The organism is Mucilaginibacter litoreus (assembly GCF_042676805.1).
GTDB classification, from domain to species: Bacteria; Bacteroidota; Bacteroidia; order Sphingobacteriales; family Sphingobacteriaceae; genus Mucilaginibacter; species Mucilaginibacter litoreus.
Genome location: NZ_JBHTHZ010000005.1, coordinates 635,718 through 659,866, shown reverse-complemented (window position 1 = coordinate 659,866; position 24,149 = coordinate 635,718). Strand labels below are relative to the sequence as shown.

The window sequence follows — 24,149 nt, the reverse complement described above, 5'->3', positions numbered from 1 at the left end:
TAACTAACAATAGTTTTTCCTGATGGTTTATTTTTTTAATCAAAACACTGCCTTTGTAGAAACTGTTACTTCAAGAAAGAATAATCAATTTGTAATGAGCTTATCAACAAATAAAACTTATGGCCGTGCCGCGGCATTAGGCTTGGTAGCCGGCATGCGATCAATGTATGCACCTGCGGTGCTGACACATATATATAGCCGGAATACAACTGAGCAGTTAAAAAATTCACCTCTGCAATGGCTGCAAACCATACCCGCATCAAAAGTATTTAAGGTGCTTGCGGTAGCAGAATTAGTGGGCGATAAAATGCCTTCGGCACCTAACCGTACAGCTGCCCCCGGATTGATTGGCCGTATAATAGCCGGAGGCTTATGCGGAGCCGCGGTTTTTAAAGGCGAAAATAAAAATGCTTTAATAGGAGGGCTGATAGGCGGAGCTATGGCTACAGCGTCAACTTTCGGGTGTTTTATGCTGCGCAGACAAGTAGTTAAAAACTCCAGACTACCCGATCCTGTCATAGGTGCTTGCGAAGATATCCTTACAATCGCGGCTGGTGTTACTATAGTCAGCAAACTGTAGGTTTAACATTTAAAAATCATAATTTGCGTCAGGCTGACACATTTGTTAAAGGTTTTGATAGTTTTGTTAAAAAGTCAAACATTAGCAGGACCGCCATAAACACTTATGATATAGAATGAACATAACAACAGAGCAGCAGGACATCAAACGCGAAAAGATTTTAGAAGCCGCCTATCAACGTTTTCTTCATTATGGTTACTCTAAGACAACCATGAACGAAATAGCAGGCGATCTGGCTATGTCCAAAGCGCTGCTTTATTATTATTTTCCTGATAAAAGTGAGCTGTATATGGCTGTTATGCGCAAAATAGCCAACGATTATTTAAAGCAGCTTGAAGCTAAATTCGGGCATTTTTCCGATCTGCGGCAGGCGTTTCTTTACCAGGTTAATACCCATCATGAATTCATAGTTCACAACTATAATTTTTTTGATTACTTCAGGCTGAATGAGCAAAACCTGCCGGAAACTATATGGGAGACAATCGGCCATATACGTAATGCGGAAACAAAGCTGCTTGCCGATGCTATACAAATTGAAGTTGAAAAAGGAAATATCACACCTGTAAATAACCCTTTGCAGGTTGTTGAAGTTTTTTTGGATTCGTTACATGGTATTAAAGTAAGCGGGGCAATACCCCATAAAAAGGATTTCCCCCCTAAAGAACATCTTGAAGAAATACACGATAAACGCCTATTGCTGATAGATATTTTTATTAAAGGCTTACGGTAAATTTAAAGTGTATTATTTATTGTAACATCACCCACCAATATCTTATGAATAGGGCAGGCATCTGCAATGGTTAACAGGCGTTTCTTTTGCGCATCCGTTAATTCCCCTTTAAATGTAAGTTTGCTTTCTACCTGCACACCGCCTTCTTTCTTAAAAAGCTCCAGGTAGATATCAATTTCATCAACTATCCACATCTTACGATCTATATACATCCGCAGCGTAATAATTGTGCAACTTGCCAGGCTTGCCAGTAATAAGTTATAAGGAGACATGCCAGTATCAGCTCCATGTTTATCAACCGGTTCATCAACAATAAGCGTGTGCCCACCGCTTTTTACAATGGTTTGATATTTTGCATGTGCTATTTGCGCAGTTGCGCTTACTATTGGCGTATTATCTTCATTCATCCCAATGCTGGTTAATCATTCCCCTGAACCAAGTTTAATAATGACCAGTTTGAGGTTTTTGAAGCCATACCGCCATTATACTTTAAAGTGATTTTAAAATTGGTTGTCGACTTATCCCCGGTGCCATCAACAGAAGTGTAGGACGATTTGATAACATAAACCGAATCTGATTGTTTGGCATACTTGTATTCCGAATCTGAATACGAAACGTTAGCATAACGGATCGTTGGCGTAATAAATTTCTTAGCTACCGTATATGCCGCATCGCTATCGGGTAACCCATTAAATAATGCTGAACCTGATAACGCGAATTTTATAATTAACGCGGCAAAAATAAACACTGCTAAGGCAATAAGCCATCCCGCTCTGAAAGCCGACTTTTGTTTTGAAGCCTTATCCTTCAAATAATCTTTTGGCATAAGATTTAATTGAGGCCGTGAAAATAGCTATTAATAAAAATCGTAGCAACGGCTCGCCCCATTAAATTTACGCTCACCGCGCTGACGCGAAGGTAAAGTAGTTTCATACCCTATACTGCCTTCAGTTGTGCCGCTTGTGTTACCATAATTTAATCCGCCGGCAGGTACATCGTGGCTAACCCCAAAACGCAGTTTTTCGCCGCCTTCCCTGTTGATGAACAGATCGAAAATAAATGATAAAACGATAGCGCTTGGCCCGCCCGAACCGCCGCCTCGGTACCACAAACCTGCATTGATGCTGCGGCGCTTATACTGCATACCCGCGTTTAAAGATTGAGCATTTCCTTGTTTGTAGAATATTACAGAAGGTATCAGATATGACTTTTCATCGTCGTAAAGGTTATCATCCTTTGATAAGTTATACCTGTAACTTGCATGTAGCGTAGCCCTTACCGGAAGTTGTGCCGGGGTACCTGTAAAAGACTCGTTAGGGCGATTAATATGTTGCGCGGCGCCACCTATATTAAAGCTTTTTAAGGTTAAATTGATTCCTGCGCCGGCGTCAAAGTAAAACTTATTATTAAAATCGGGCCTGTCTGCACCGGATACCGAGCCTGGTATATAACCCAAGCTGGGGTCTATCTGGTCGCCAAATACCAGTTTACTGTAATCAATAGAACGATTAGTTACCCCGGCCTGAATACCAAAAGATAGAACATAGTCCTGTGAACCTACACTGTACGAGTAAATGCCTGCGATATTGTTTTTATTCAGGTACGCCGTGCCTTCGCTGCTCCGGGTAAATATCAGCCCAAGACCGCCACCAAATTGTGGCACGTTATAGTCTATAGAGGCCGAAAGGTAGGAGAGGTTGCCGGGTATAGATGTGTACTGGTTGCGGTAAATAAGGTTCATGCGCAGGTCGCCCTCAAACTGGCCGTTAAGTGCCGGGTTTAAATAAACCGGAGAGTTAAAGAACTGCGAATACATGTGGTCTTGCGCCCTGGCGGTAACAACCGGTATTATTGCTGTTATTAAAAGCGTTAAACAGTATTTTCTCAGTACTTTCATCTCTATCGTATTAAATATATCACACCTGAACGTTTAGGCAGCGATCCGTTGTATGACATTCCTTTCCACTCGCTTCCATTCTGAAATTTGGCTGTTGCCTGCCAAATGTAGGTGCCTTGTGGCGCCGGTTGCCCTTTAAAGGTACCATCCCAACCTTCAGATGGCGAGCCGTCGCCGCTCAGAGCAGTAGTTTGCCATACCAGCTGCCCCCACTTATTAAATACCTGCATATTCCACTCCTTAAGCTTTTGCCCCTTTGCCTTAAAGGTGCGCAGCTCGTTTTGCGTTGATGCCGGTTGAAATGCATTAGGCAGGAACAATTCGCCCGTAAATTTGATACTGATAGTTTGCGATATTTGCCGCTGGCAGGATGTGGCAGGGTTAGTAGCAGTCAGTTTTACCGTATAAGGTGATTTAGTATAATCAAACAAATGAGGGGCAGGTGTATAGCCGGTCTCGATGGCCGATCCGTCGCCAAAATCCCATTGATAACTTAACGACGTAGCAGGAACCCCATCTAACGGCGGGGTAGTATTAACAAATGTTACCCTGTTATTTACATCCTGTGTATATGCAAAGTTTGGCTGAGGTAAGGCATATATCTTAACGTTTACGGGCGCCGATTCCGGAGCAGAGCCACATGCTGCGTTAGATGCTGTAATAGTTATTTTGTACTCGCCAGGTGAAGCAAAAGTGTAAGGGAAATCTGTAGTGCCGGCAGTGAAAAAAGTTATCTGATTATTGCTGGCATTATAAATTTTATATTCAAATTTCTCGCCCCCTACAGAAGTATTCTGTAAAATTACCGGGTTACCCACACAAACCGCATCAACACCATCTTTTAGTTGCATCCGGGATATGATATTTGATGGCGAAACGCTGATATTTATAAATCCTGTGTTATTAGTTACCCCGCAATTATTGGTAGCAATCATTTGTACGTACCATGTAGTTGCTTTTGTAGGTATATGAGGCGGAAACACCGCATCAGACTTATCTAACAGCGGGCCTACATGGTCAATTACGTTATGGTTTTCGTCGTACAGGTAATAATCATAGCTGTAGTTAGTACCTGGTGATGTGTTTTGTACCGTTAAGTTAAGTGTACCGCACGCCTGCGCCGATTGTAGTGTAATGGCCGCAACAGGTTTGGAAGGGCTAACTGTAATAATTTCCTCATGCTGGCTTGCTGCACAATTACCTGCAATGGTAAGTATTACATGGTATTGTGCATCGGTTCCGTTAGCATTGGGTTTAAATGTATGCGTAGGGTTAACTTCATGTGAAACCGATGAGCCATCTCCAAAATTCCAGTCATAAACCGTACCAGGTAAAGAAGGGGCAGAGGTATTGTTAAAAGTAACTGCTACATTACCGCATACCTGGTTTTGAGTTGTAAAGTTGGCCTGTACGTTTGAGTTATCTGTAATAGTAACCTCATCAAAACTATCGGCGCAAGGCGGAATCCCTTTTATCGTCCACCTAAAGGTATAAACATTACCGCCGGCTAAACCAGTTATCTGCGTTTGTGCATTGGCCGGGTTTACTATGGTTACAACCGGGCCACTTATTTGTGTCCATTCGCCTGCAAACTGCCCCGGATCATTGCCTTGTAACGTGGCAGTTGTACCATCGCACAGCGTTTGATCATTACCTGCCGCCGCTGTGGTAACCTGCGGATTGACTGTGATAGTGGTTGCCGAGGAGCTTTGTGAACCGCAGGCGCCACTTTCAACAATCGCCCTGAAAAGTGTGGTTTGTGTAAGATTGGTATAGGTAATAGTTGAAGTGGTATTGGCTATAGTTGTCCAGTTTGATCCATTATTAACCGATTGCTCCCAGCGTACGATATTACCTGTATAACCTGTTAAATTAATTTTATCGCTGTTAGCACCCGCGCAAACTGTATTTACACCCGTGGCAGAAGCAGTTGTGCCGCCCACTACCTGAGGGCTCACGGTTATGGTGACCGTATTGGCGCTCGAAGGGCATGTTGGAGCAGCAGTTATGGTCCATGTAAATTTATACACCTGGCCTGGCTGCAAGCCCGATACAACGGCATTTGGGTCTGTATTATCACTAAAGGTAACGCCAGACTGGCCGCTGGTGATAGTCCATTTTCCATTTGCCGGTGCCGGATCATTGCCTTGCAGGGTATAAGTTGGTTGATTACATATCACGTTATCAGGCCCCGGATCTGATGTTTTGGGCCCGGGCCGTACTGTAACGGTCACTGTAACTGCAGTACCGGGGCAGGTACCATTGTAAGGTGTGATAACATAGGTAACCGTACCGTTAGCATTGCCGGTGTTAGTTAAAATATCATTTATTTTTGTAGCAGTTACAGGTGTATTTTGGCTGGTATGGCCTGTTACACCAGCGGTTGAAGTACTTGTCCAGGTGTAGGTAGTTGCACTTACGTTAGATGATAAGGAAATGTTGGCAGGCTGACCGCTGCAAATCTCTGGTTCTGCAGCGGTAGCAGTAACAACAGGCAAAGGTTTAACTGTTAAAGTAAGTTTAAAGGGTGTGCCTGTACAGGTACCATTATTTGGAGTGATAGTATAAGTTATCACAGCGTTGGTGGTGCCCGTGTTGGTTATAAGATCATTGATGGTATTTCCGCTGCCTGTAGCGCCAAAGCCAGTAGCTATGCCCGATGTCAGGGTTGCTGTCCAGTTAAAGCTGGTAGCCGTAGGCGATGTTATCGTATAATTAAAATTAGTGCCGCTGCAAACGCTTTCGGCATTAGGGCTTGTAATAACGGCTTTAGGGATAATGGTAATAGTAACAGTGCTTGGTATCTGGTTACATGGCGGGGCAAGGGATGTAGTTGCCGTATAAGTCAGCATAACACTTCCGTTTGCAATATCAGCTGCAGAAGGTGTATAAGTAGTATTTGGCCCGTTAGGGTTAGAGAATGTACCACCTGTAGGGCTGGTCCACTTAACACTTGCGATATTTCCACCGGGTCCGGGAGATCCGTTTAGTGTTACAATTTCACCCTCGCATACGGTTTGCGGTTGCCCGGCTGATACAGTTGGCGAAGGTACGAATGAAATGATCTGCGAAGCAGTAACCGGGCCTCCGCAGTTATTGGTATGCGTTACGGTTACAACATAAGTAGCGTAGTCGTTAAAAGTGATCCTTGGATATTGGCTATGTTCGTCGCTTCCGGATGCAAAAGCAAACGTTCCGTTATCTGCACTGGTGACCGACCATGTATATGTTGTTGGCGAGGGCTGTGCAGTACCGTCAAGCGTGGTTTTTGTAGATACTGCCGTAGGATCAAAACTTAATGTAACACCCTTACCGCACTGCGTTGTAGTAGGCGACATTACCGCGGTAGGGGTAGTATTCACCACTATTTGTTTAACCGGCCCCTTCACCGTACCACAGCTTGAAGTGGTGATATCAAGCCTGAACTGGTAAATGCCTGTTTTAGAAAAATTGAAAGACGGATTTTGGGCGCTGGCTGTATAGTTAACGCCATTTGCAGGGCCGCTCACTAAAACCCAGTTATAAGTAACAGGTGTATTACAGATATTGTCTACCGTAGAGTTATTTACCGGTGATACCGCGCCTGAACTTATACAGGCTTGTGCAGGAAGGTCAAACGCCGGAACGGGCGGATTTTGGATACATATTTCATGGGTTTTGTCAGCAGCAGTACAAATAACTCCATTGTTTTCAAGGTGAAGAGTTACAGTATGTATTCCGTTACTGCTGAATGTGTAAACAAAGGGCTGGTCTAATCTGTAGCCTGTTACCTTTACTACTCCATCAACCATCCATGTGTATCTAACATTATCGTTTTTGCAGCTTATACCCGCACTGTTTGGGTCATCACCAGGTTCTGATGTATTTGCAAATGAAACTGGTGTTTTTAAACAAGCAGTTTCGGGATAATCAAACGTGTTTTCAGGTGGTGCTAAAACCCTGGCATAAGTAGTAACGGGTTGGGTTATGTTACTGCAATATCTGCTTTTAGGCTGTATGTCTATCTGGAAAACGTTTTTCCGACCATTGGGGTTACTACCGCATGATGATGTTAAGAACATATGGCTTACCTTACCGTTGGCGGCAGCAATATCGCAAAGCGTATAAATATTTGAAGTGCTATCTCCCCATGTGATTTTATAGATTAATCCCGGATAGTTTTTTTGGATGCCATTATCTGTGGTTATATCCACGTTATAATCCAGAGTATTGCCTGCACCCAAGCATACTGTACCGTTACCGGTTATGGTAAAGCTGTTATTTGCGACGTTGTTGATCAATTGGTACGATTTTGTGCCAATAATGCCCGAACTTGTCTGAGTTTTAACTGTAACCGTATAATTCGCTGCCTTTGCCGGGAAGGTTGTGTTTAAATTAAAAGTGCCTTCGCTTGCCTGGGTAAGCTCGTTAAAAAACGTTGCAGTTGCCGCGTTACCGCCTTCAGAGGTGTTGGTAAATGTAAAGTTTTGCGCAATACCGGAACAGGAACCAAAAGCTTCCGGATCCACTCCTGCGTTTATTTGCGTAGACGACGTACCCGCCTTGATACCAGCCGTAGCCTGGATTTGAAACGCCGCTGATGCGGTACTGGTTATAGCAGGCTTACTTGATGTTACCCGTACCTTATAATTTGAACTGGTTGTTATGCTTGCATCAGAAGGAACAACCCCATTTATAAAGGTTGCATAAAAGCCTTGGAAAGTGCCGATTAACTTTTGTGAGCCAAAGTTGCCGTTAGCGTCTGATAAATAAAGACTGTAGACGTTAGTTGTATCATTAATACAACCAGTTATTTTTACAGGGACGCTAATGGTAGAGCCGCGCCCGTAAGGTCCTGGATTGATAGTGCCAATGGTGATGGATTGAGCCCAAACAGCCATTGTAGCCAAAACGAAAATAGGTAGAAAAAATAAACTTTTGGTAAAAGTTTTAACCATTAAGCGTTAATCAAATATTCCAAACGATGTAAACCATGAGCAGGAGGAGAGAGCTCCTGCTCATGTCGTTATACGCAAAACAGAAAAAACAGTTACAGGCTACAACCGTAAAAAAGAGATAAAAGGCGGCTTAGCTATCCAAAAAACAAATAGGATATAAATATGGCGGCTATTACACCGGCAAAATCAGCGATCAACCCGGCAGGTATGGCATATCTGGACTTTTTTATCCCTACAGATCCAAAGTAGAGCGCTACAATATAAAAAGTGGTATCGGCAGATCCATTGAATACCGATGCAAGCCGGCCTGCAAAGCTATCAGGGCCATAAGTTTGCATGGTGTTGATCATCATCGCTTTAGAGCCAGATCCGCTTAGCGGCTTCATATAAGCTACCGGAAGGGCATCAACAAAACGGGTATCTAAATTTAACCCGGTAGCCGCCCATTTAACGCCGCCGTTCAGATAATCAAGGGCGCCGCTGTTCCTGAAAACACTTATGGCCACCAGCATGGCTACCAAATAAGGAATGATTTTTACAGATACCTCAAAGCCGGATTTTGCACCATCAATAAAGCTTTCAAACACATTTACCTTTTTACGTAATGCGCCCAATATAAATACTACCGGGATGGCGAAAAGAAGCAGGTTGCTGGCCACCTTAGATACGGTAGAGATTTGTTCCTTATCCAGGTACTGGGTGAAATACCAAACAAGGCCTATTATAAACAGGGTTAACCCCCCCAGCCAGCTTAGTATTACCCTGTCAAACAAATTGATCTTTTGTTTGATGGCAACAGCTATCATCCCTATAACCGTTGCGACATAGGTGGCAATAATGCATGGGATCAAAACATCTGCAGGATCCTTGGCATGCAATATAAAACGCTGTGCGATAATAGTTACAGGTAGCAGTTGCAAGCCCGATGTATGCAGCACCAGGAACATGATCTGCGAGTTTGATGCAGTTTCTTTATCCGGGTTAAGTTCCTGAAGGCTGCCCATGGCCTTAAGGCCAAGAGGGGTTGCAGCGTTATCCAGCCCAAGCAGGTTGGCCGAAAAATTCATCATCATTTGTCCGTTTGCCGGATGGTTCTTAGGTACTTCGGGGAATAAGCGGCTTAAAAATGGACCAACAATGCGCGACAAAAAATTCATGGCACCGGCGCGTTCGCCAATGTTGAGGATGCCAAGCCATAACACCATATTACCGGCTAATGGCAGCGCAATATCCATTACGGATGACTTGGAGCTATCAAACATGCCGTCAACCAAAACCTTAAAAGCATCGGTATCGCCCAAAAACACCAGTTTGGCAAATGCTATTACAAAAGCGATGATAAAAAAAGCTATCCAGATATAATTTAAAGCCATAGCGTGTTTGACGGGATGAAGATAAAATATTTTAAATAATTTACCTTCATTGTAAGCTTTTAAAGATAGTACTTACTTAATTGTAAGCTGTGATGCTTTTATCTGATGCAATGCGTATATAGTATTCCTTTCTGATAGGGCTTAAGGCGCCACCGTCATTAGTCATGATATAAATTTCACCAACATCCTTTACTTTAAATAGTTGCACATCATCGTTAGTGCTTTGCTTGTCAACATACTGGGCAATGGAGTTATAAATCATATTATACTGTGCAGGCTCGTTGGTATCTATCTCTATGTAAAGCCGCTTACCGTCAGACCGTAGATTAACCTTGTTATAAGTGCCGCCGTTAATATTCAAAGCGTATGATCTTAACTTTTTCTTTTCATCTTTTTTGGCGAGTGTATAACCTTTGGCGTTAAAAAAGGTATCAGCCTTGCTGATATTGTTGTGTAATAGATAGTTGATGTCGTCGTAAGATAACAACTTAGCCTGTGCAAAGGCTTGTACGGTGAAAAATAGCACAAGCCCTGATAAAAGCAGTTTTTTCATGAATACTATAAGGTTTGGATTGTATTTGCGGTGTCAATATAGGGAACAGATGTTTTATTGTGTTTGCAAAAACATAACTTAGCAAAATTATTACATTGCTATGCCTACAATTAAACTATCACGCCTTAGCGGCGATTTCGGCTTTGAAGCTACTGACGAATACGGACACTCGGTAAAGATGGACAGCAGCCCCGAAAGCGGCGGCCAGAATTTTGGTGTACGCCCAATGCAAATGCTGTTGATGGGGCTGGGTGGATGCAGCGCTATTGATGTGATCGCCATCCTTAAAAAACAACGCCAGAATGTGGTTGATTATAAAATGGTGATAGCTGGCGAACGTGAAGCCGGCAAGGAACCTTCTTTATGGCAAACTATCAACCTTGAATTTCACCTTTATGGCGAGGTGGATGAAGAGAAAGCAAGAAAAGCTGTTGAGCTTTCATTAGGTAAATATTGTTCGGTTGCAGCAACGCTATATAAAGCTGATGCTGATATACAATGGAAGGTGTTTATTCACCCGGCAGAGTAATTAGTAAAAATTATTTTCTTGGCTAAATTGAGCAGAGGCTGGCTTTACCCGGTCTGCACGAATCCGTTAAACTGCTTTATTACGGAACAGGGCCTGTTTTGTAAATTTATTCCTTAAACCTAATATCGTATCCACAAATGCATTTTAAAAGCCGCTGCACCTGTTAATTTATATATATTGTAATAAGTGCCGGCCGTTATCTTGCAAATGCGTTTTTGTATCGTTGCTGTATGGCTTAACCCGCCTTTCGGACCCCTTTTGCTTCATGTTTGTATAGTATTGAGGCCAATGCTTGTGTTATGTCGGCTTTCGTTTTATAAACTTTACCCTTCGGCATTTCAAGGGGTGCCGGGTGGTTAATAAAGGCTTAAATGGCAGTCTTTTATAACTGATAATCTACCGCAACCATCAGGTTTTTACAAGTATTCTTTTATTGGAAATCAACTTTGATGGCACTGTTGTTGTCTGTTGCGCAGTATCTGAAGCCATTTATTGTGGCCGATACTTTAAAATGATTACTATGAAGACAAATTTAAAAAAAGCATCATTACTGTTAACCGGTATAATGGTTGGTAGTAAATTGTTTGCACAAACCCCCGACACAACTGTAAACTCTAACAATTATGCACAACCTTTCTCGGGCGGTGGCTCATTCCGTACGTGGACTATAGGCGTACATGGTGGCTTATTAACACCTTATACTATTTTTGGTCCTAACAACCGTCAGGATTTCAGAAGGGCACATTCTGAAATTGGCTACGGCGCTTACATTCAAAAACAATTTTTACCAGGTTTTGCCTTACAGGCCGACTTCCTGAGAGGCCAGGTTAGCGGTGAAAACGGCCAGCCAATGGGCGGTGAAGAAGGTGCAAGCAGTTTTAACACCAAATTAAACTGGTCTGCAGCTTTAAAAGCTAATTTTACTTTGGCCAACATCAACTGGTTCAACAGTAAAAGCTCTATACAACCATACTTAAGCGCGGGTGCCGGTTATATGGGCTACAAAACATCAGTTGTTGATGCAGATGGTGCAACTACAACCAGCAATGGTAACATCAACGAATGGTTTATCCCTGTGGGTTTAGGCTTTAAGTTTAACTTAGGATCAGGCGTAAACTTAGATTTAGGCTACCAGGTTAACTTTGTACAAGCCGATAACTTTGATGGTGTAAACGTAGGTTCAACTAACGACAGGTTCTCTTATGCCCACATCGGTTTAGAATTTGCCCTTGGAAGCAGCAAGAAACCGCAGTTGGCTACTTACAATCCTGTTAACTCAATGCGTACAGAATATTTATGGAAAAACCAACAGACTCAACAAATTTTACAGGCACAAATTGATGCCGAAAAAGCTAAAAATGCTCAGTTAAGAAGCGATTTGGATGCTACTAACGCAAACGTTGCCAAACTTACTGTAGACAGCGATGGCGACGGTGTTATCGACGCAAATGATAAATGCCCTAACACACCATCAGGTACTAAGGTAGATGGTTCTGGTTGCCCATTGGCTAAACCGGTTGTAGTGGTTACCGAAGAAGACCGCCGCGTGGTTAAAGATGCTATTAACAACCTGGAGTTTGATTTTGGCAAAGCTACCATACGCGAAAGATCTTATGCAAGCTTACAGCGTGTTGCACGTTTACTTGTAGACAGAAACTTCAGCCTTAAACTGGCCGGTCATACTGACAATGTTGGTTCTGACGCTGCTAACCTGAAATTGTCTAAAGATCGTGCTGAATCTATTAAATCTTATCTGGTAAGCCAGGGTGCTAATCCATCACGCATCGAAGCTACCGGTTACGGTGAAAGCCAGCCAATTGCTACCAATAAAACAGCAGCAGGCCGTCAGCAAAACCGCCGTGTTGAATTTACTTTATATTAATAAATACCTTTAACAATAACAAAGCCGCTCTGGAAACAAAGCGGCTTTGTTGTTTTAAAGATTTTATAGTGAAAAGAAATCCTGAAGATTGCCGAAGTAAGTATCGTTCCAGCCCTCAGTAATATCATCGTAATCCTCATCAGGGATATTGGTATGGCGCAGTTCTACAGATGAGCCATGCTTATCAGCATGCAGTTTAATAGTAACTATCGACTCCTCCGGTTGCCCGTCAAAGTACCATTGTTGTACAATTTTTTTGTTTGGTTCAAACTCAATGTTCCTCCCTACAATGGCGCCTTCCCATAGGGAAAACTCAGAACCCGGCTCTGTCGACATTTCGGCAGGCTCGCCTGTCCAAAGTTGAATGGTAACAGGGTTGGTAAGTGCCATATAGACCTCCTCCGGCGTAGCCGGTATGAGATAATATTTTTTATAATCTTTCACTTGCGAAAGTTAGCAAGAAATTTCCAGCTGTACTATTTTGCACCGATAGGCAATACGGTACGGCCATAAACCTCATTCAAAACATTGGCAATGCCGGTATATATGGCAGATGAACCGCAGATAACGCCTTCATAACCGGCAATATGTTTAATGGTTTCGTTACCGCTGGCATCGCCCCATACTAATAGAAAGAAAAGTATGGTTAAGGATGCAAATACAAACTGCAAGGCGCGGTTAAGCTTTAAAGTACCAAAGAACAGGCAAAACGTAAAAATACCCCATATCCCAAGGTAAGCACACATAGCACCCTCAGATGGTTTTGTGCCCCAGCCTAATTTTGGCATAACAATAAGACCAACGAGTGACAGCCAGAAAAAACCGTAGGAAGTAAATGCTGTTAACCCAAAGGTGTTGTTCTTTTTTGCTTCAATGATACCGGCTATTACCTGCGCCAGTCCGCCGTAGAAAATACCCATCGCCAATATCATGGCATTAAGGTCGAAAAAACCGGCATTATGGATATTTAATAAAACGGTCGTCAAACCAAAAGCGCAAAGGCCAAGAGGTGCAGGATTAGCTATGCCATCCTTCACTACAACAGGAGTAGTAGGTATCATAATAAAGTTTAAAATTGGTTTATAAAGCAATTTAATTAAATTTAGTTAAATAGCAATATTTAGTTTAGGGTTTACTAAAACGTATTAGCAAGATATGCAAAAATTGGTATTGATACGCCACGGAGAAAGTGTTTGGAACAAAGAGAACCGATTTACCGGATGGGAGGACGTGGATTTGTCTGAAGAAGGATTAAAGCAGGCGGTAAATGCTGGCAGGTTATTAGCCAGGCATGGTTACACATTTGATATGGGCTTTACATCTGTTTTAAAACGCAGCATAAAAACAATGCATTTTATACTGGAAGAATTGGACCATCTATGGATACCGGTACGAAAGTCATGGCGGCTGAACGAGCGTTTTTACGGTGCCCTTCAAGGCCTTAATAAAGCGGAAACTGTAGATCAATACGGCGAGGAGCAGGTGCACAAATGGCGGCGGGACCCGCATGAGCACCCGCCAGCTATTACCGAGGATGATAAACGCTTTCCCGGACATTACTTGCGGTATTTTGATTTAACCTACCGCGAACTACCGTTAACTGAAAACCTGAGTGAAACGATGGACCGCGCTTTACCATTCTGGCATGAAAGCATTGTGCCGGCCATCCGGGAGAATAAAAAGGTAATTATATGCGCACATGGTAACAGCCTGCGGGCGCTTATTCAATATATAGAAAACCTGAGCGATGAAGAGGTTACCAAGCTTGACATACCAACTGCCACACCCTGGGTGTACGAACTTGATGACAAGCTGAACAGCATCAGGCATTATTACTTGAAATGATTTGATTGCATCGTCATTGCGAGGAACGAAGCAATCTCCATTCGCATTTGCCAGTCTAATACCGGGGATTGCTCCGTTCCTCGCAATGACGTAATGTTGTTTCACCATTCACTGCCCACTAAGCTCAAGCCCCCAGTCGCGGCCCTTGTCTACTGCGGGCACGCCCTTAGCCATCCAAACCGGCATTGGTGCACCTTTCAGATAATGGTCAAAAAACTGCGCTTCGCGTATGGTAATGTCTTTCCGGTTTTGGCGCTTAACCAGGTTGTGCGCCTCATCGTTATACTGCAGCAGCCATACCGGCTTATTTAAGCGCCTTAAGGCGGTGAACATTTCTATACCCTGGTACCAGGGTACAGCGCCGTCGGCATCATTACTCATGATAACAACCGGTGTTTTAACTTTTGGTAATTGAAACAAGGGTGAGTTTTGAATATAAAGATCGGGTTTTTCCCAAAGTGTTGCACCGATACGGCTTTGTGTCCTTTCGTACTGAAATTGCCTGTTAACGCCGCTTTCCCACCTTATACCGCCATACGCCGATGTCATGTTGGCAACAGGTGCCCCGGCCCAGGCAGCGGCATACATATTGGTTTGCGTAATTAAGTACGCAACCTGGTAGCCACCCCAGCTTTGCCCTTGTATACCAATATGTTCACTGTCAACCCATTGGTTTTTCTTCAAATATTCAACACCTGAGTTGACATACTCAACTGCCGAAGCGCCCGGATAGCCGGTTTGATAGCTGATATCTGGTGCAAAAACCAGGTAGCCGTTACTTACAAACCACGAGATAGGCAGCCTGGAAGGCGTGGGCGCAGGAGGTATATAATTGTACAACCCATCTGATAGTTTTTCATAAAAGTAGGCTATCAGCGGATATTTCTTTGCCGGATCAAAGTCCTCCGGTTTGTATAAAATACCTTTTGATTTATGGCCGGCAGGTGTTTTCCACTCTATAAGCTCGGCAGTGCCCCAATTGTAATTATTCTGCTGGGGATTTATTGATGTTAGTTTGGTTTCCTTCTTTAGATCAGCAGATACGTACAGGTCGGGCGATTGCGTATAGCTTTGTTTAGTGTAAATGAAAATATTTTCCTTTTCCGCTTTTTGCAGTTGGCTATATTTTACTGCAGACATGGCAACTTTCTTGGGTTCACCATCGGCAGATAAAGATTTAGTGTAGTAGCCCCACTGCTTGTTGCCTTCGTTTTGAGCTAACAGCCACAAGGGGTATTTATTTGGGATAAACTTCTCTTCGTCATCAGCAGGATTATAGCGGAACTGTATTTTGTTTTTTCTTCCTACAGCATCGGTAAAATTGTTGGCACGCCCTGTCGCCGGATCAATTTTCCAGATATCATAACGGTCGTAAATTAAAACATATTTATCTCCAGCCGTCCATCCGGCTACACCATAGGCAGAGGGGTCGTCGGGCACGTCGTTTTCTTCGTCGCCCATTTTAACCCGTGCAGATAGAGTAATATTGCGTTTTTTCCCGGTGGAAATATCATAAGTATACCAATGCTGGTTTTTGGCGTCAAACCATAATATATACTTGCCATCGGGGGATATGCTGTACCGGGCTTTCAGGCGGTTGTTTATGCGCATACGGTCGCCATTAGCGGTATTGATCAGATAAGCCACTTGCTGCGACCCACCTTCCCACTGAGATTGTACACGTGCCCCGGTATCAGTAAGCCCTAAAACAAATTGGGCATCCGAATTATTATCAGCAACCAATACCTCTCTGATACCTTTATCACCTAACTGTATTAACTTTTTTGTACCGTCTGATGGGCGGATTACCGCCAGGTAACTGCGCTTCAACTCACGCTGCAGGTTTTTAAGCTGCTGTGGTTGTAAATAGTCGTCTTTATAATTCCAAATATCCAGCCTTGCATGTTCAAAATCTACCAGGGTAGTATCAATTGGTTTTGGTATGGGGGCGATGCCGAAAAACAACATATTGCCACTTTTACTGAATGAAACCTTACCATCACCGCTAACCGCCCATTTTGCAGGCATACCGTTAGAGTTTTCCGCGGCTAAAACTATAGCCGAATCTTTACTGGTATTGTAATAATAAAGTTTAAACGGTTTAACCTGGGCTTTTTCAGGATTCTTTTCTGCTGTAAACGCCAGTTGTTTCCCGGCATCATCAAAAGTAATGTGGCTATAGGTGCCACGGCCCGTGCTGATGATCTTTAAAGTATCCTTCAATACATCATACAAAAATAAGCCTGATATAATGCTTTTATTTTTCTTGGGAGCAGTTACTGCAAACGCAAGCCATTTGCCGTTTTTGGTCAGTTGATATTCGCTGACGTATTTAAAGCTGCGTTTTTTGCCATTTTGTAATTGTTGAACCGTCAACTCCGCGCCATCTTTAACGGGCGGGGCAATGGTTGTAGCAATTGCTTTTTTTGAGGTGTCGCTGCCAGTTGGCTTTTTCACTGTATCTGCCGGCGACAGATAAGCAACCACTGCAGCATCTTTAGCGATTTTAAATGAGCGGATGGCCGGTACCTTCGTAATGTTTTTTTGTCCTGTCAGGATTATCCCAAGCGTATCTTTAGGAAATTCTGATTGCTTTTTCTTTTTGATCTTCGCTTCGCGGATGTCTTTGTAAAACGGCCTGATCAGGAAAACAGCGTATTTAGAATCGGAAGTAAAACGGGCGGTATCCGCACGGGGGATAATCAGGCGTTTTTTTCCGGCTGCATCAGTTATTTCCAGTTGTGAGTCACCTTCCTGTGGCTTTACCGCGTATAGTATCCATTTGCTATCATTGCTGATCTGTTCTCCGCTGATGTTTTGCCAACTATCAAAAACGCTGTGATCCAATGGTTTTTTTGATGATTTTTGAGCAAAAGCATCAACCGAAATAAAAATAAGACAGGTAAGTAAAAGTTTGTTCATCATACAATCCTTCTAAATATCTGAAAATTAATTTGGCCGTTTCTATATGAAATAAAAATGTTGCAAATAGTTGCGGTTTATAAATTATACGTTTTAATAATTATTTATCTTTATCGCCCATACTTGAACCATCCTTAAAGTATATAATTAGATGATCGACTACGTTGATACGGAAAAGCCTTATTTAAAATATCTGGCAGGCGGCGGCGAAATGGGTGAGTTGATCCGATCATACAACTGGGCCAGCACCGAACTTGGCAGCCCAGACAAGTGGCCACAAACCCTGTTTACTACGCTCAGTATTATGCTCAGGTCTAAGTTCCCCATGTTTTTATGGTGGGGCCCAAACCTTATACAGTTTTATAATGATGCATACAGACCAAGCTTGGGTAATCCTGGTAAGCATCCAAAGGCATTAGGCCAAAAAGCAGTGGAGTGCTGGACTGAAACCTGGCCTGTAATTAAACCGCTTATTGATGTGGTAATTGAAACAGGGGAGTCGGTATGGCGTGAAGATCAGCTAATTCCGCTTTACAGGTATAACCGCATAGATGACGCTTACTGGACATTTAGCTATAGCCCGGTGATAGATGAAAGCGGTAAACCGGCCGGTATACTGGTTGTATGTAACGAGACAACCGCTAAGGTAAAACTGAATAAAAGCATTGCTGAGGCTAATAAAGAGCTTGAGTTTGCCATTGAAGCCGCTGAGTTAGCTACCTGGGACCTGAACCCAGAAACCGGGTGTTTCATAGGCAATGCGCGGTTAAAACAGTGGTTTGGACTACCACCTGATGACGAGATATCATTGACTGACGGTTTAAATGCCATTGTTCAGCCAGACCGTGATAAGGTGAAAAAAGCAATAGAAGATGTGCTTAAACCAGGGTCTGGCGGTTATTATGACATTGTATATGGTATACAAAGTTTAACAAGCGGCGAAAAACGTACAGTAAGGGCTAAAGGAAAAGTAATATTTGAGGCAGAAGGAAAGCCCAAGCGCTTTAGCGGCACTTTACAGGATGTTACAGACGAGTACGAGGTTGAAAGGCGTAAAGACGAGTTTATTAGTGTTGCCAGCCATGAGCTTAAAACACCTATAACCTCTCTTAATGCCTCGCTCCAAATTCTGCAAAAGCTGGTTAAAACAGAGCAGGTAACGGATAAATTTAAAATGTTTACCGCTAAGGCCGCCAATAACTTAAGCAAGCTTGTGCATTTGCTTGATGATTTGCTTAACGTAACCAAAATACAGCAAGGGCAGCTTGCTCTAAGCAAAAACAGGTTCAACCTGGTTGAACTTGTTAAGGACAGTTGCGAACACATCAGCCCAGGAAGCGATCATGAAATAGCGGTTACTGGTGTTGACGAACTGATGGTTTATGCTGATTACCGGCGCGTTGATCAGGTGATTGTGAATTTTTTAAGTAATGCTATAAAATATTCACCACAATCAAAAAATATAGATGTGATACTGGAACAGGAGGGCAGCAACGCCAAGGTGACTGTTTGCGATTATGGCATAGGTATCAATCCTGAAAAACTGCCGCATTTATTTGACCGCTATTACCGTGTAGATGCACTTGGACATCAATTTTCGGGTTTGGGGCTGGGGCTTTACATCAGCGCAGACATCATTAAAAGGCATGATGGTAATATAGGTGTTGATAGCCAGTGGGGCGAAGGCAGCCAGTTTTGGTTTACTTTGCCTATAGATCAATAAACGTTAGGAAATGATATGATTTTCGCTTGCGGCGACAAGATAAAGAGCCGACCGAAAATAGCTTTAATCCTTTTAAAAATATTTGTAGCGGGCACTTTTAATTGAGGCGCTATTTGTGATAAACCGTTGTCGTCGTCAAGTGAGTTTTGTTCGGCGGCCATTTCTTCCAGTACAAATTGGCGAACACCGGCATCACGGTTGATGATCTCGTCCATCTCGGTTAAGTCTTTGAGTGTAGCCTCGCCATTTTTCCGCTTGGTCCATAGTACTTCAAATCGCTCCTGCGATAGTGTACGCCGTATAATATATTTGTTATCTTTCATTTGATACGCTAACAACAAATACTTATCCTCAAAGTAAATGCCATAGCTATATATCATTGTATATCAATAATTTAAATTAAACTTTTATCCGGCAAATGAGCGGTAACGCTACAATAGCTGTTCGGTTACGGGCAATTAAAAAGGCTTAATAATCATTAAGCCTTAAGTATAAGTTCACTATGAAGCTATCAATTAATGCCCCGGAATATCCTGTTCCACCGAATATGGTTTAAGCCGCTTTGGGTGCTGTCTACGCTCATCCAAGTAACTATTGCCTTGCCCACAATATGGTCTTCCGGTACAAACCCCCAAAAACGAGAATCCTCAGAGTTGTGGCGGTTATCGCCCATCATCCAGTAGTAATTCATCTTAAAGGTATAATTATTTGCCTTTTTACCATTAATTACAACATCACTTCCGTTACGATCAACCTTGTTATGTTCGTAAGCTTCAATGGCATGGCCATACAATGCCATGGTAGAGTCGTTAAGTTGTATGGTAGTTCCTTTTTTGGGTATAAGCAGCGGACCAAAATTATCTTCGCTCCATTTAAATTTTTCGTTATGCGGAAATATCTGTGGGTTATAAGTGCCGGCCGGTTCAATCACTTCCTTAATAGCCTTAATGTTGGAGTAATTCTTAAACTCGTTGTAGCTATCGGGTGGAATGATCATTTCATACAAATTGGGGCTGTATTGTAACCTTAACTCAATTTTTAAATTTCGTATCATGTCCGGGTTTAGGTCATTGCCATCTGTTGTCACCAGGTATGAAGTTTGGCCCTTAGGTGCATTTGCATAATATTTACCGTTTGCATAAACCTTACCATCTTTAATCTGCAGGATATCTCCTGGTGTTGCCACGCACCTTTTTATATAATGTGAACGCATATCAACCGGGCGTGCCACAGTTTCGGCAGGGTAGTTAAATACTACCGGGTCGCCTTTTTTTACGTTACCAAAGCCAGGCAGGCGGTAGTAAGGCAGTTGCCATCCTTCCCAATAGGTTTTTACTTTGCCGTTAAAAATTGTTGACTCTAAAAACGGAAATGAAACCGGCGTGATGGGCATACGTGCACCATAGGCCATCTTGCTTACAAACAAGTAATCGCCTGTTAGAAGGCTTCCTTCCATAGAAGCTGAAGGAATGGCATAAGCAGAGAAAATCAATCCGCGAATAATGGTAGATGCAACCACTGCAAATACTATGGCGTCTACCCATTCGCGCAATAAGCTTTTCTTAGGCCTGTCGGCTGATTTTTTTCTTGAAAAAAACTTCCAATTCATGTTGTAGAGTTTACGCTTTGCTAATACGTTAAAATTAGATGATTTGACATCAATTTTGTTACAAAATAAGGTTATCTCTATTTAAATAAATAAATTTAAGCCATATTACTAAACTATGCAAAGACGCAATTTTATAAAATTATCTGCAACTGCAATGGCTGTAACCCTGTACAGCAGGCTGACGTATGCAAATGCTAACAATGAACAATTAATCAATAATCCTGATGAGGCATGGGCTTTAACGGGCGGCGACTGGGTACGCCTGACTGCAGCTAACGGTTCTGCATTCTCCGGAAACGGAATAAATGTTAGCTTGAAAAACAGTAAAAACGGGCAGGCAATTCTGGTGCAGGCACCCTCAACCGAACTACGTGGAATAAGGCTTGTCTGGAAATACCAAAATCAAAAATATAGTAAGATGCTGGGCGACCACTGGGAGCGCTCATACGGTGACCTTGCCTGGAAAACGCCTGAATCAAATGTTAAGAACCCATGGTATGTTATGCTGTATGACGGAAAGCAAACAGCCGGATTTGGCGTTAAAACAGGCTGCAATACTATGTGCTGGTGGCAGGTTAAGCCTGATAATATTGAGCTTACACTTGACACCCACTCTGGCGGCGAAGGCGTAAAGCTGGGCGACAGAACCCTGCATGCTGCTGATGTAGTGACCACAATAAGCAAAGGAAACGAAAATGCCTTTGCAACTACCACACGCTTTTGCAAAATGATGTGCGAAAAGCCGCTATTGCCTAAGCAACCTGTTTATGGTATAAACGATTGGTATTACGCGTATGGTAATAACTCTCAAAAATCAATAAACGAGATCACGAAGATCATGGCGGAATTTGCTGTGAGCGGCAATAAGCCGTTTTCGGTAATTGATGATGGATGGGAATTGCCGGATGATTTCTCCAAACATAATGACAAGTTTGAGGATATGGCTAAAATGGCTGCTGAAGTAAAAGCGCTTGGCATGCGCCCCGGCTTATGGACAAGGCCTTTGATAGCACGCCTTGATACGGCTAAAAACAGGCTTGCGCCGTCTATTGATGGTCGTAATGATCCTAAAACGCCTATACTTGATCCATCAGTACCTGAAAACATTGAGCAGATAAAGCATAATATATCTCTTTACAAACAGTGGGGATACGAGATGGTTAAGCACGATTATACCACCTGGGACATATTTGGTAAATGGGGTATGCAAATGACTACTGACTTTACCCAACCCGGCTGGCATTTTTATGATCAAACCAAAACCAACGCCGAAATTATTTTGAACATGTACGGCGCCATACGCCAGGCTGCGGGCAGTATGTACCTGATAGGCTGCAATACGCTAAGCCATTTATCGGCCGGAGTATTTGAATTAAACCGTATTGGTGACGATACCAGCGGAAAGGAGTGGGCACGTACTAAAAAGATGGGCGTAAACACGCTTGGTTTCCGTTTAACACAAAATAACACTTTTTATGCCGCCGATGGCGATTGCGTAGGAATAACTAAAGATGTGCCCTGGGATAAGAATAAACAGTGGCTGCAATTACTGGCACAAAGCGGATCGCCTTTGTTTGTATCTGCAGATCCTGCTGTTTTAGGGGCCGAGCAAAAAGCTGCCATTAAACAGGCTTTTGCCCAGGCGGCTAAAGTGCAGCCAACAGGCGAGCCACTGGACTGGTTGACCAATCAATGGCCTGCCAAATGGAAACTTGACGGACAGGTTACAACCTTCAACTGGGATTAAAATATTGATTAGACCATGAGTGTCAGCATAATGGCGCTCATGGCTATCATCAGGCCATCCTCAATAATAGTAATGGTACTCATGGGCAGGTTAAACACCGCACCAAGACAGGCGCATTTAATCTGGCGCTTGTTAAATACGCTTTGCAATACCCCAATTATACTTACCGCCATTACTATCAGCGTTACCGCATTGGTTAATACAGGTGCAAAATTTATGGCATAGGCAATCCCTAATCCTAATTCTAAAAATACATAAATGTATCCCCAGGCCGGGATCTTTTTGGCTACTATATCATACATGGCATAGCTGCTGGCAAAACCGGCCACATCAAGCATTTTAAAAAATGAAAATATCAGGAAAAAACCGCTCATAAAAATGCGCATGCCTGTCATCCAGCTTAAGCCAGCGGTTACGGTCACCAGTACTGATATTAATGTAACATAAGCAAATATAAGCAGTACGGGTTTGTAAGTTTCTACAAACGAACGTTTACTTTCATCTGTAACTGAACCAGATGCAGATACAGCCATTGCCGCATGATGGGCCTCGTTAATGGTATATTTTGGATAGTCAGCTAATGCCGCTTTTAAAGCCGATGTGTCTATATGTTTTGACATGCTGATTTCTCCGGTTCCATTCTCCAGGTTGATATCGACGTTGGTAACGCCGGGAACTTTTGATAGCAGCCCTTGTACTTTGGCCTGGCAGCCGGTACATGTCATGCCGGTTATATGATAGGTATGTGTCATTTGATCAGAGTTTATCCTGCAAAGATACAAGCTGTAAGCTACCTTAGCTTTACACAATTACAGGAATCATTTACAATATTTACAGCTCCTCGATATTGCGGCGCTTATTTTCTCTTAAAGATTTGTAAAAGGTAGGTGTTAAGCCGGTTTGCTTTTTAAACTGAGCTGAAAGGTGCGCCACGCTGCTATAGCCAAGTTCATTGGCAATTTGCGATAGCGTAAGTTCATCATACATCATCAACTCTTTCACTTTTTCAATTTTTTGAGAAATGAAGTACTTTTCTATTGTCCCGCCCTCAACTTCAGAGAAAAGGTTGCTAAGATAACCATAGTCATAATTAAGTTGTTGAGCAAGATAGTCGGACAGGTTTACTTGAGGAAGCTCGTTACTATGATGGGTAAGGGTTACAATAGTGTTTTTGATCTGCTCGATGATACGGCTTTTGCGGTCGTCTATAATCTCAAAGCCCAGTTGCTTTAGGTTTTGATCTAATTGATTGATGATAGCCTTAGCAGGTTCTTCACTTAACTCCACCTCACCTAATTCAACTGATACAGGGTGTAAGCCAAGTTTCTCCAACTCTGTTTTAACAACCATTTTACACCGGCTGCAAACCATGTTTTTGATGTATATCTTCATACCTGCCTTATAAACGGTTGAAGCGCGGCTATAATGCCCCTGCTTACTTTTTTGACGATTTAGCGACTTTATTATACTTAAGGCATGCGTTTATCCAGTAATTAAAATCGGACGGTTTGGTATGGCCGGTGTCCTCAACATACACATATCCCTTCATAGTTCTGCCGCCGTGTACCATTTGCCTCGCACCATTTCGTTCGAGGGCGGTTTCGGCTTCATCGGTACCTACACGGCACATCAGTTCGGTGTTACGCACGCAGATGCACATCTTGCCATCAACCATAAAGCACAGTCCGCCAAACATAGCTTTCTCATAAACATCAGGCAAATGCACCAATGATTCGCGTACCTTATCAGCCAGATTTTCGTCGTATGCCATGTGTAATTGCTATTTTCTATTCACCATCTACAATTCATCACTCCCTATTCA

Annotated in this window: 21 protein-coding genes; 7 read left to right on the top strand and 14 right to left on the bottom strand. The window is 42.8% G+C overall.

The annotated features are described in order from the left end of the window. The first annotated feature begins 94 nt into the window (after window positions 1-94). Together ACFQZX_RS10995 and ACFQZX_RS10990 are read left to right on the top strand one after the other, a co-directional pair. Entirely contained in the window at window positions 95-580 is a 486-nt protein-coding gene (locus ACFQZX_RS10995) for a DUF4126 family protein (protein WP_377115024.1), read from the top strand. Between the two features lie 115 nt (window positions 581-695). Continuing rightward, window positions 696-1,310, top strand: a complete 615-nt coding sequence (locus ACFQZX_RS10990) for a TetR/AcrR family transcriptional regulator (RefSeq protein WP_377115021.1) — start codon at window positions 696-698, stop codon at window positions 1,308-1,310. A 2-nt stretch (window positions 1,311-1,312) separates the two neighbouring features. On the opposite strand, the gene ACFQZX_RS10985 is transcribed toward ACFQZX_RS10990, so the two are convergent. From ACFQZX_RS10985 to ACFQZX_RS10960, 6 genes are all read right to left on the bottom strand, one after another. Further along, window positions 1,313-1,717 carry an OsmC family protein gene (locus tag ACFQZX_RS10985; RefSeq protein WP_377115019.1) on the bottom strand — a complete coding sequence of 135 codons (405 nt, stop codon included), beginning with the start codon at window positions 1,715-1,717 and terminating at the stop codon, window positions 1,313-1,315. Window positions 1,718-1,728: 11 nt separating this feature from the next. Further along, window positions 1,729-2,136, bottom strand: coding sequence for a hypothetical protein (locus tag ACFQZX_RS10980; RefSeq protein ID WP_377115017.1), 408 nt, complete (start codon window positions 2,134-2,136; stop codon window positions 1,729-1,731). A 30-nt stretch (window positions 2,137-2,166) separates the two neighbouring features. Beyond that, window positions 2,167-3,207: a PorP/SprF family type IX secretion system membrane protein gene (locus ACFQZX_RS10975; RefSeq protein ID WP_377115015.1), complete on the bottom strand. Its 1,041-nt coding sequence runs from the start codon at window positions 3,205-3,207 to the stop codon at window positions 2,167-2,169. A 2-nt stretch (window positions 3,208-3,209) separates the two neighbouring features. After that, window positions 3,210-8,144 carry a PKD domain-containing protein gene (locus ACFQZX_RS10970; RefSeq protein ID WP_377115013.1) on the bottom strand — a complete coding sequence of 1,645 codons (4,935 nt, stop codon included), beginning with the start codon at window positions 8,142-8,144 and terminating at the stop codon, window positions 3,210-3,212. Window positions 8,145-8,278: 134 nt separating this feature from the next. Then, complete coding sequence (locus tag ACFQZX_RS10965) at window positions 8,279-9,517, bottom strand: nucleoside recognition domain-containing protein (protein WP_377115011.1); 1,239 nt, start codon at window positions 9,515-9,517, stop codon at window positions 8,279-8,281. A gap of 76 nt (window positions 9,518-9,593) precedes the next feature. Further along, a complete protein-coding gene (locus ACFQZX_RS10960) occupies window positions 9,594-10,070 on the bottom strand; it encodes a hypothetical protein (protein ID WP_377115008.1) in 477 nt (158 codons plus the stop codon). 100 nt (window positions 10,071-10,170) lie between these two features. Between ACFQZX_RS10960 and ACFQZX_RS10955 the strand changes: the two genes are divergently transcribed. Together ACFQZX_RS10955 and ACFQZX_RS10950 are read left to right on the top strand one after the other, a co-directional pair. Further along, entirely contained in the window at window positions 10,171-10,599 is a 429-nt protein-coding gene (locus ACFQZX_RS10955) for an OsmC family protein (RefSeq protein ID WP_377115005.1), read from the top strand. Window positions 10,600-11,119: 520 nt separating this feature from the next. Beyond that, window positions 11,120-12,481, top strand: a complete 1,362-nt coding sequence (locus ACFQZX_RS10950; RefSeq protein ID WP_377115002.1) for an OmpA family protein — start codon at window positions 11,120-11,122, stop codon at window positions 12,479-12,481. Window positions 12,482-12,544: 63 nt separating this feature from the next. Here the strand turns inward: ACFQZX_RS10950 and ACFQZX_RS10945 are convergent, their stop codons facing one another. Together ACFQZX_RS10945 and ACFQZX_RS10940 are read right to left on the bottom strand one after the other, a co-directional pair. Then, window positions 12,545-12,925, bottom strand: a complete 381-nt coding sequence (locus tag ACFQZX_RS10945) for an SRPBCC domain-containing protein (protein ID WP_377114999.1) — start codon at window positions 12,923-12,925, stop codon at window positions 12,545-12,547. 32 nt (window positions 12,926-12,957) lie between these two features. Then, window positions 12,958-13,542: an acetate uptake transporter gene (locus tag ACFQZX_RS10940; RefSeq protein ID WP_377114997.1), complete on the bottom strand. Its 585-nt coding sequence runs from the start codon at window positions 13,540-13,542 to the stop codon at window positions 12,958-12,960. A 94-nt stretch (window positions 13,543-13,636) separates the two neighbouring features. Here ACFQZX_RS10940 and gpmA point away from each other — a divergent pair, with 94 nt between their 5' ends. Beyond that, window positions 13,637-14,326: a 2,3-diphosphoglycerate-dependent phosphoglycerate mutase gene (gene gpmA / locus ACFQZX_RS10935; RefSeq protein WP_377114994.1), complete on the top strand. Its 690-nt coding sequence runs from the start codon at window positions 13,637-13,639 to the stop codon at window positions 14,324-14,326. Between the two features lie 108 nt (window positions 14,327-14,434). Here gpmA and ACFQZX_RS10930 read toward each other — a convergent pair whose 3' ends face one another. Further along, the gene (locus ACFQZX_RS10930) at window positions 14,435-17,251 is read right to left on the bottom strand and encodes a S9 family peptidase (protein WP_377114992.1); all 2,817 of its coding nucleotides are present in this window, start codon (window positions 17,249-17,251) and stop codon (window positions 14,435-14,437) included. 148 nt (window positions 17,252-17,399) lie between these two features. On the opposite strand from ACFQZX_RS10930, the gene ACFQZX_RS10925 reads away from it, so the two are divergent. Beyond that, window positions 17,400-18,971 (top strand): PAS domain-containing sensor histidine kinase, encoded by a 1,572-nt coding sequence (locus tag ACFQZX_RS10925; protein WP_377114989.1) that lies wholly within the window; start codon window positions 17,400-17,402, stop codon window positions 18,969-18,971. Here ACFQZX_RS10925 and ACFQZX_RS10920 read toward each other — a convergent pair. Both ACFQZX_RS10920 and lepB read right to left on the bottom strand, forming a co-directional pair. Then, window positions 18,965-19,294 carry a hypothetical protein gene (locus ACFQZX_RS10920; protein ID WP_377114987.1) on the bottom strand — a complete coding sequence of 110 codons (330 nt, stop codon included), beginning with the start codon at window positions 19,292-19,294 and terminating at the stop codon, window positions 18,965-18,967. The two genes, ACFQZX_RS10925 and ACFQZX_RS10920, sit on opposite strands and share 7 nt — an antisense overlap. A gap of 188 nt (window positions 19,295-19,482) precedes the next feature. Further along, window positions 19,483-20,580, bottom strand: a complete 1,098-nt coding sequence (gene lepB, locus ACFQZX_RS10915; protein ID WP_377114985.1) for a signal peptidase I — start codon at window positions 20,578-20,580, stop codon at window positions 19,483-19,485. A gap of 115 nt (window positions 20,581-20,695) precedes the next feature. On the opposite strand from lepB, the gene ACFQZX_RS10910 reads away from it, so the two are divergent. After that, window positions 20,696-22,327 carry a hypothetical protein gene (locus ACFQZX_RS10910; RefSeq protein WP_377114982.1) on the top strand — a complete coding sequence of 544 codons (1,632 nt, stop codon included), beginning with the start codon at window positions 20,696-20,698 and terminating at the stop codon, window positions 22,325-22,327. An 8-nt stretch (window positions 22,328-22,335) separates the two neighbouring features. Here the strand turns inward: ACFQZX_RS10910 and ACFQZX_RS10905 are convergent, their stop codons facing one another. The 3 genes from ACFQZX_RS10905 to ACFQZX_RS10895 form a co-directional block, all read right to left on the bottom strand. Further along, window positions 22,336-23,079: a heavy-metal-associated domain-containing protein gene (locus ACFQZX_RS10905; RefSeq protein WP_377114980.1), complete on the bottom strand. Its 744-nt coding sequence runs from the start codon at window positions 23,077-23,079 to the stop codon at window positions 22,336-22,338. Between the two features lie 79 nt (window positions 23,080-23,158). Then, entirely contained in the window at window positions 23,159-23,719 is a 561-nt protein-coding gene (locus ACFQZX_RS10900; RefSeq protein WP_377114978.1) for an AraC family transcriptional regulator, read from the bottom strand. A 43-nt stretch (window positions 23,720-23,762) separates the two neighbouring features. Next, window positions 23,763-24,098: a TfoX/Sxy family protein gene (locus tag ACFQZX_RS10895; protein ID WP_377114976.1), complete on the bottom strand. Its 336-nt coding sequence runs from the start codon at window positions 24,096-24,098 to the stop codon at window positions 23,763-23,765. Between the last annotated feature and the right edge of the window lie 51 nt (window positions 24,099-24,149).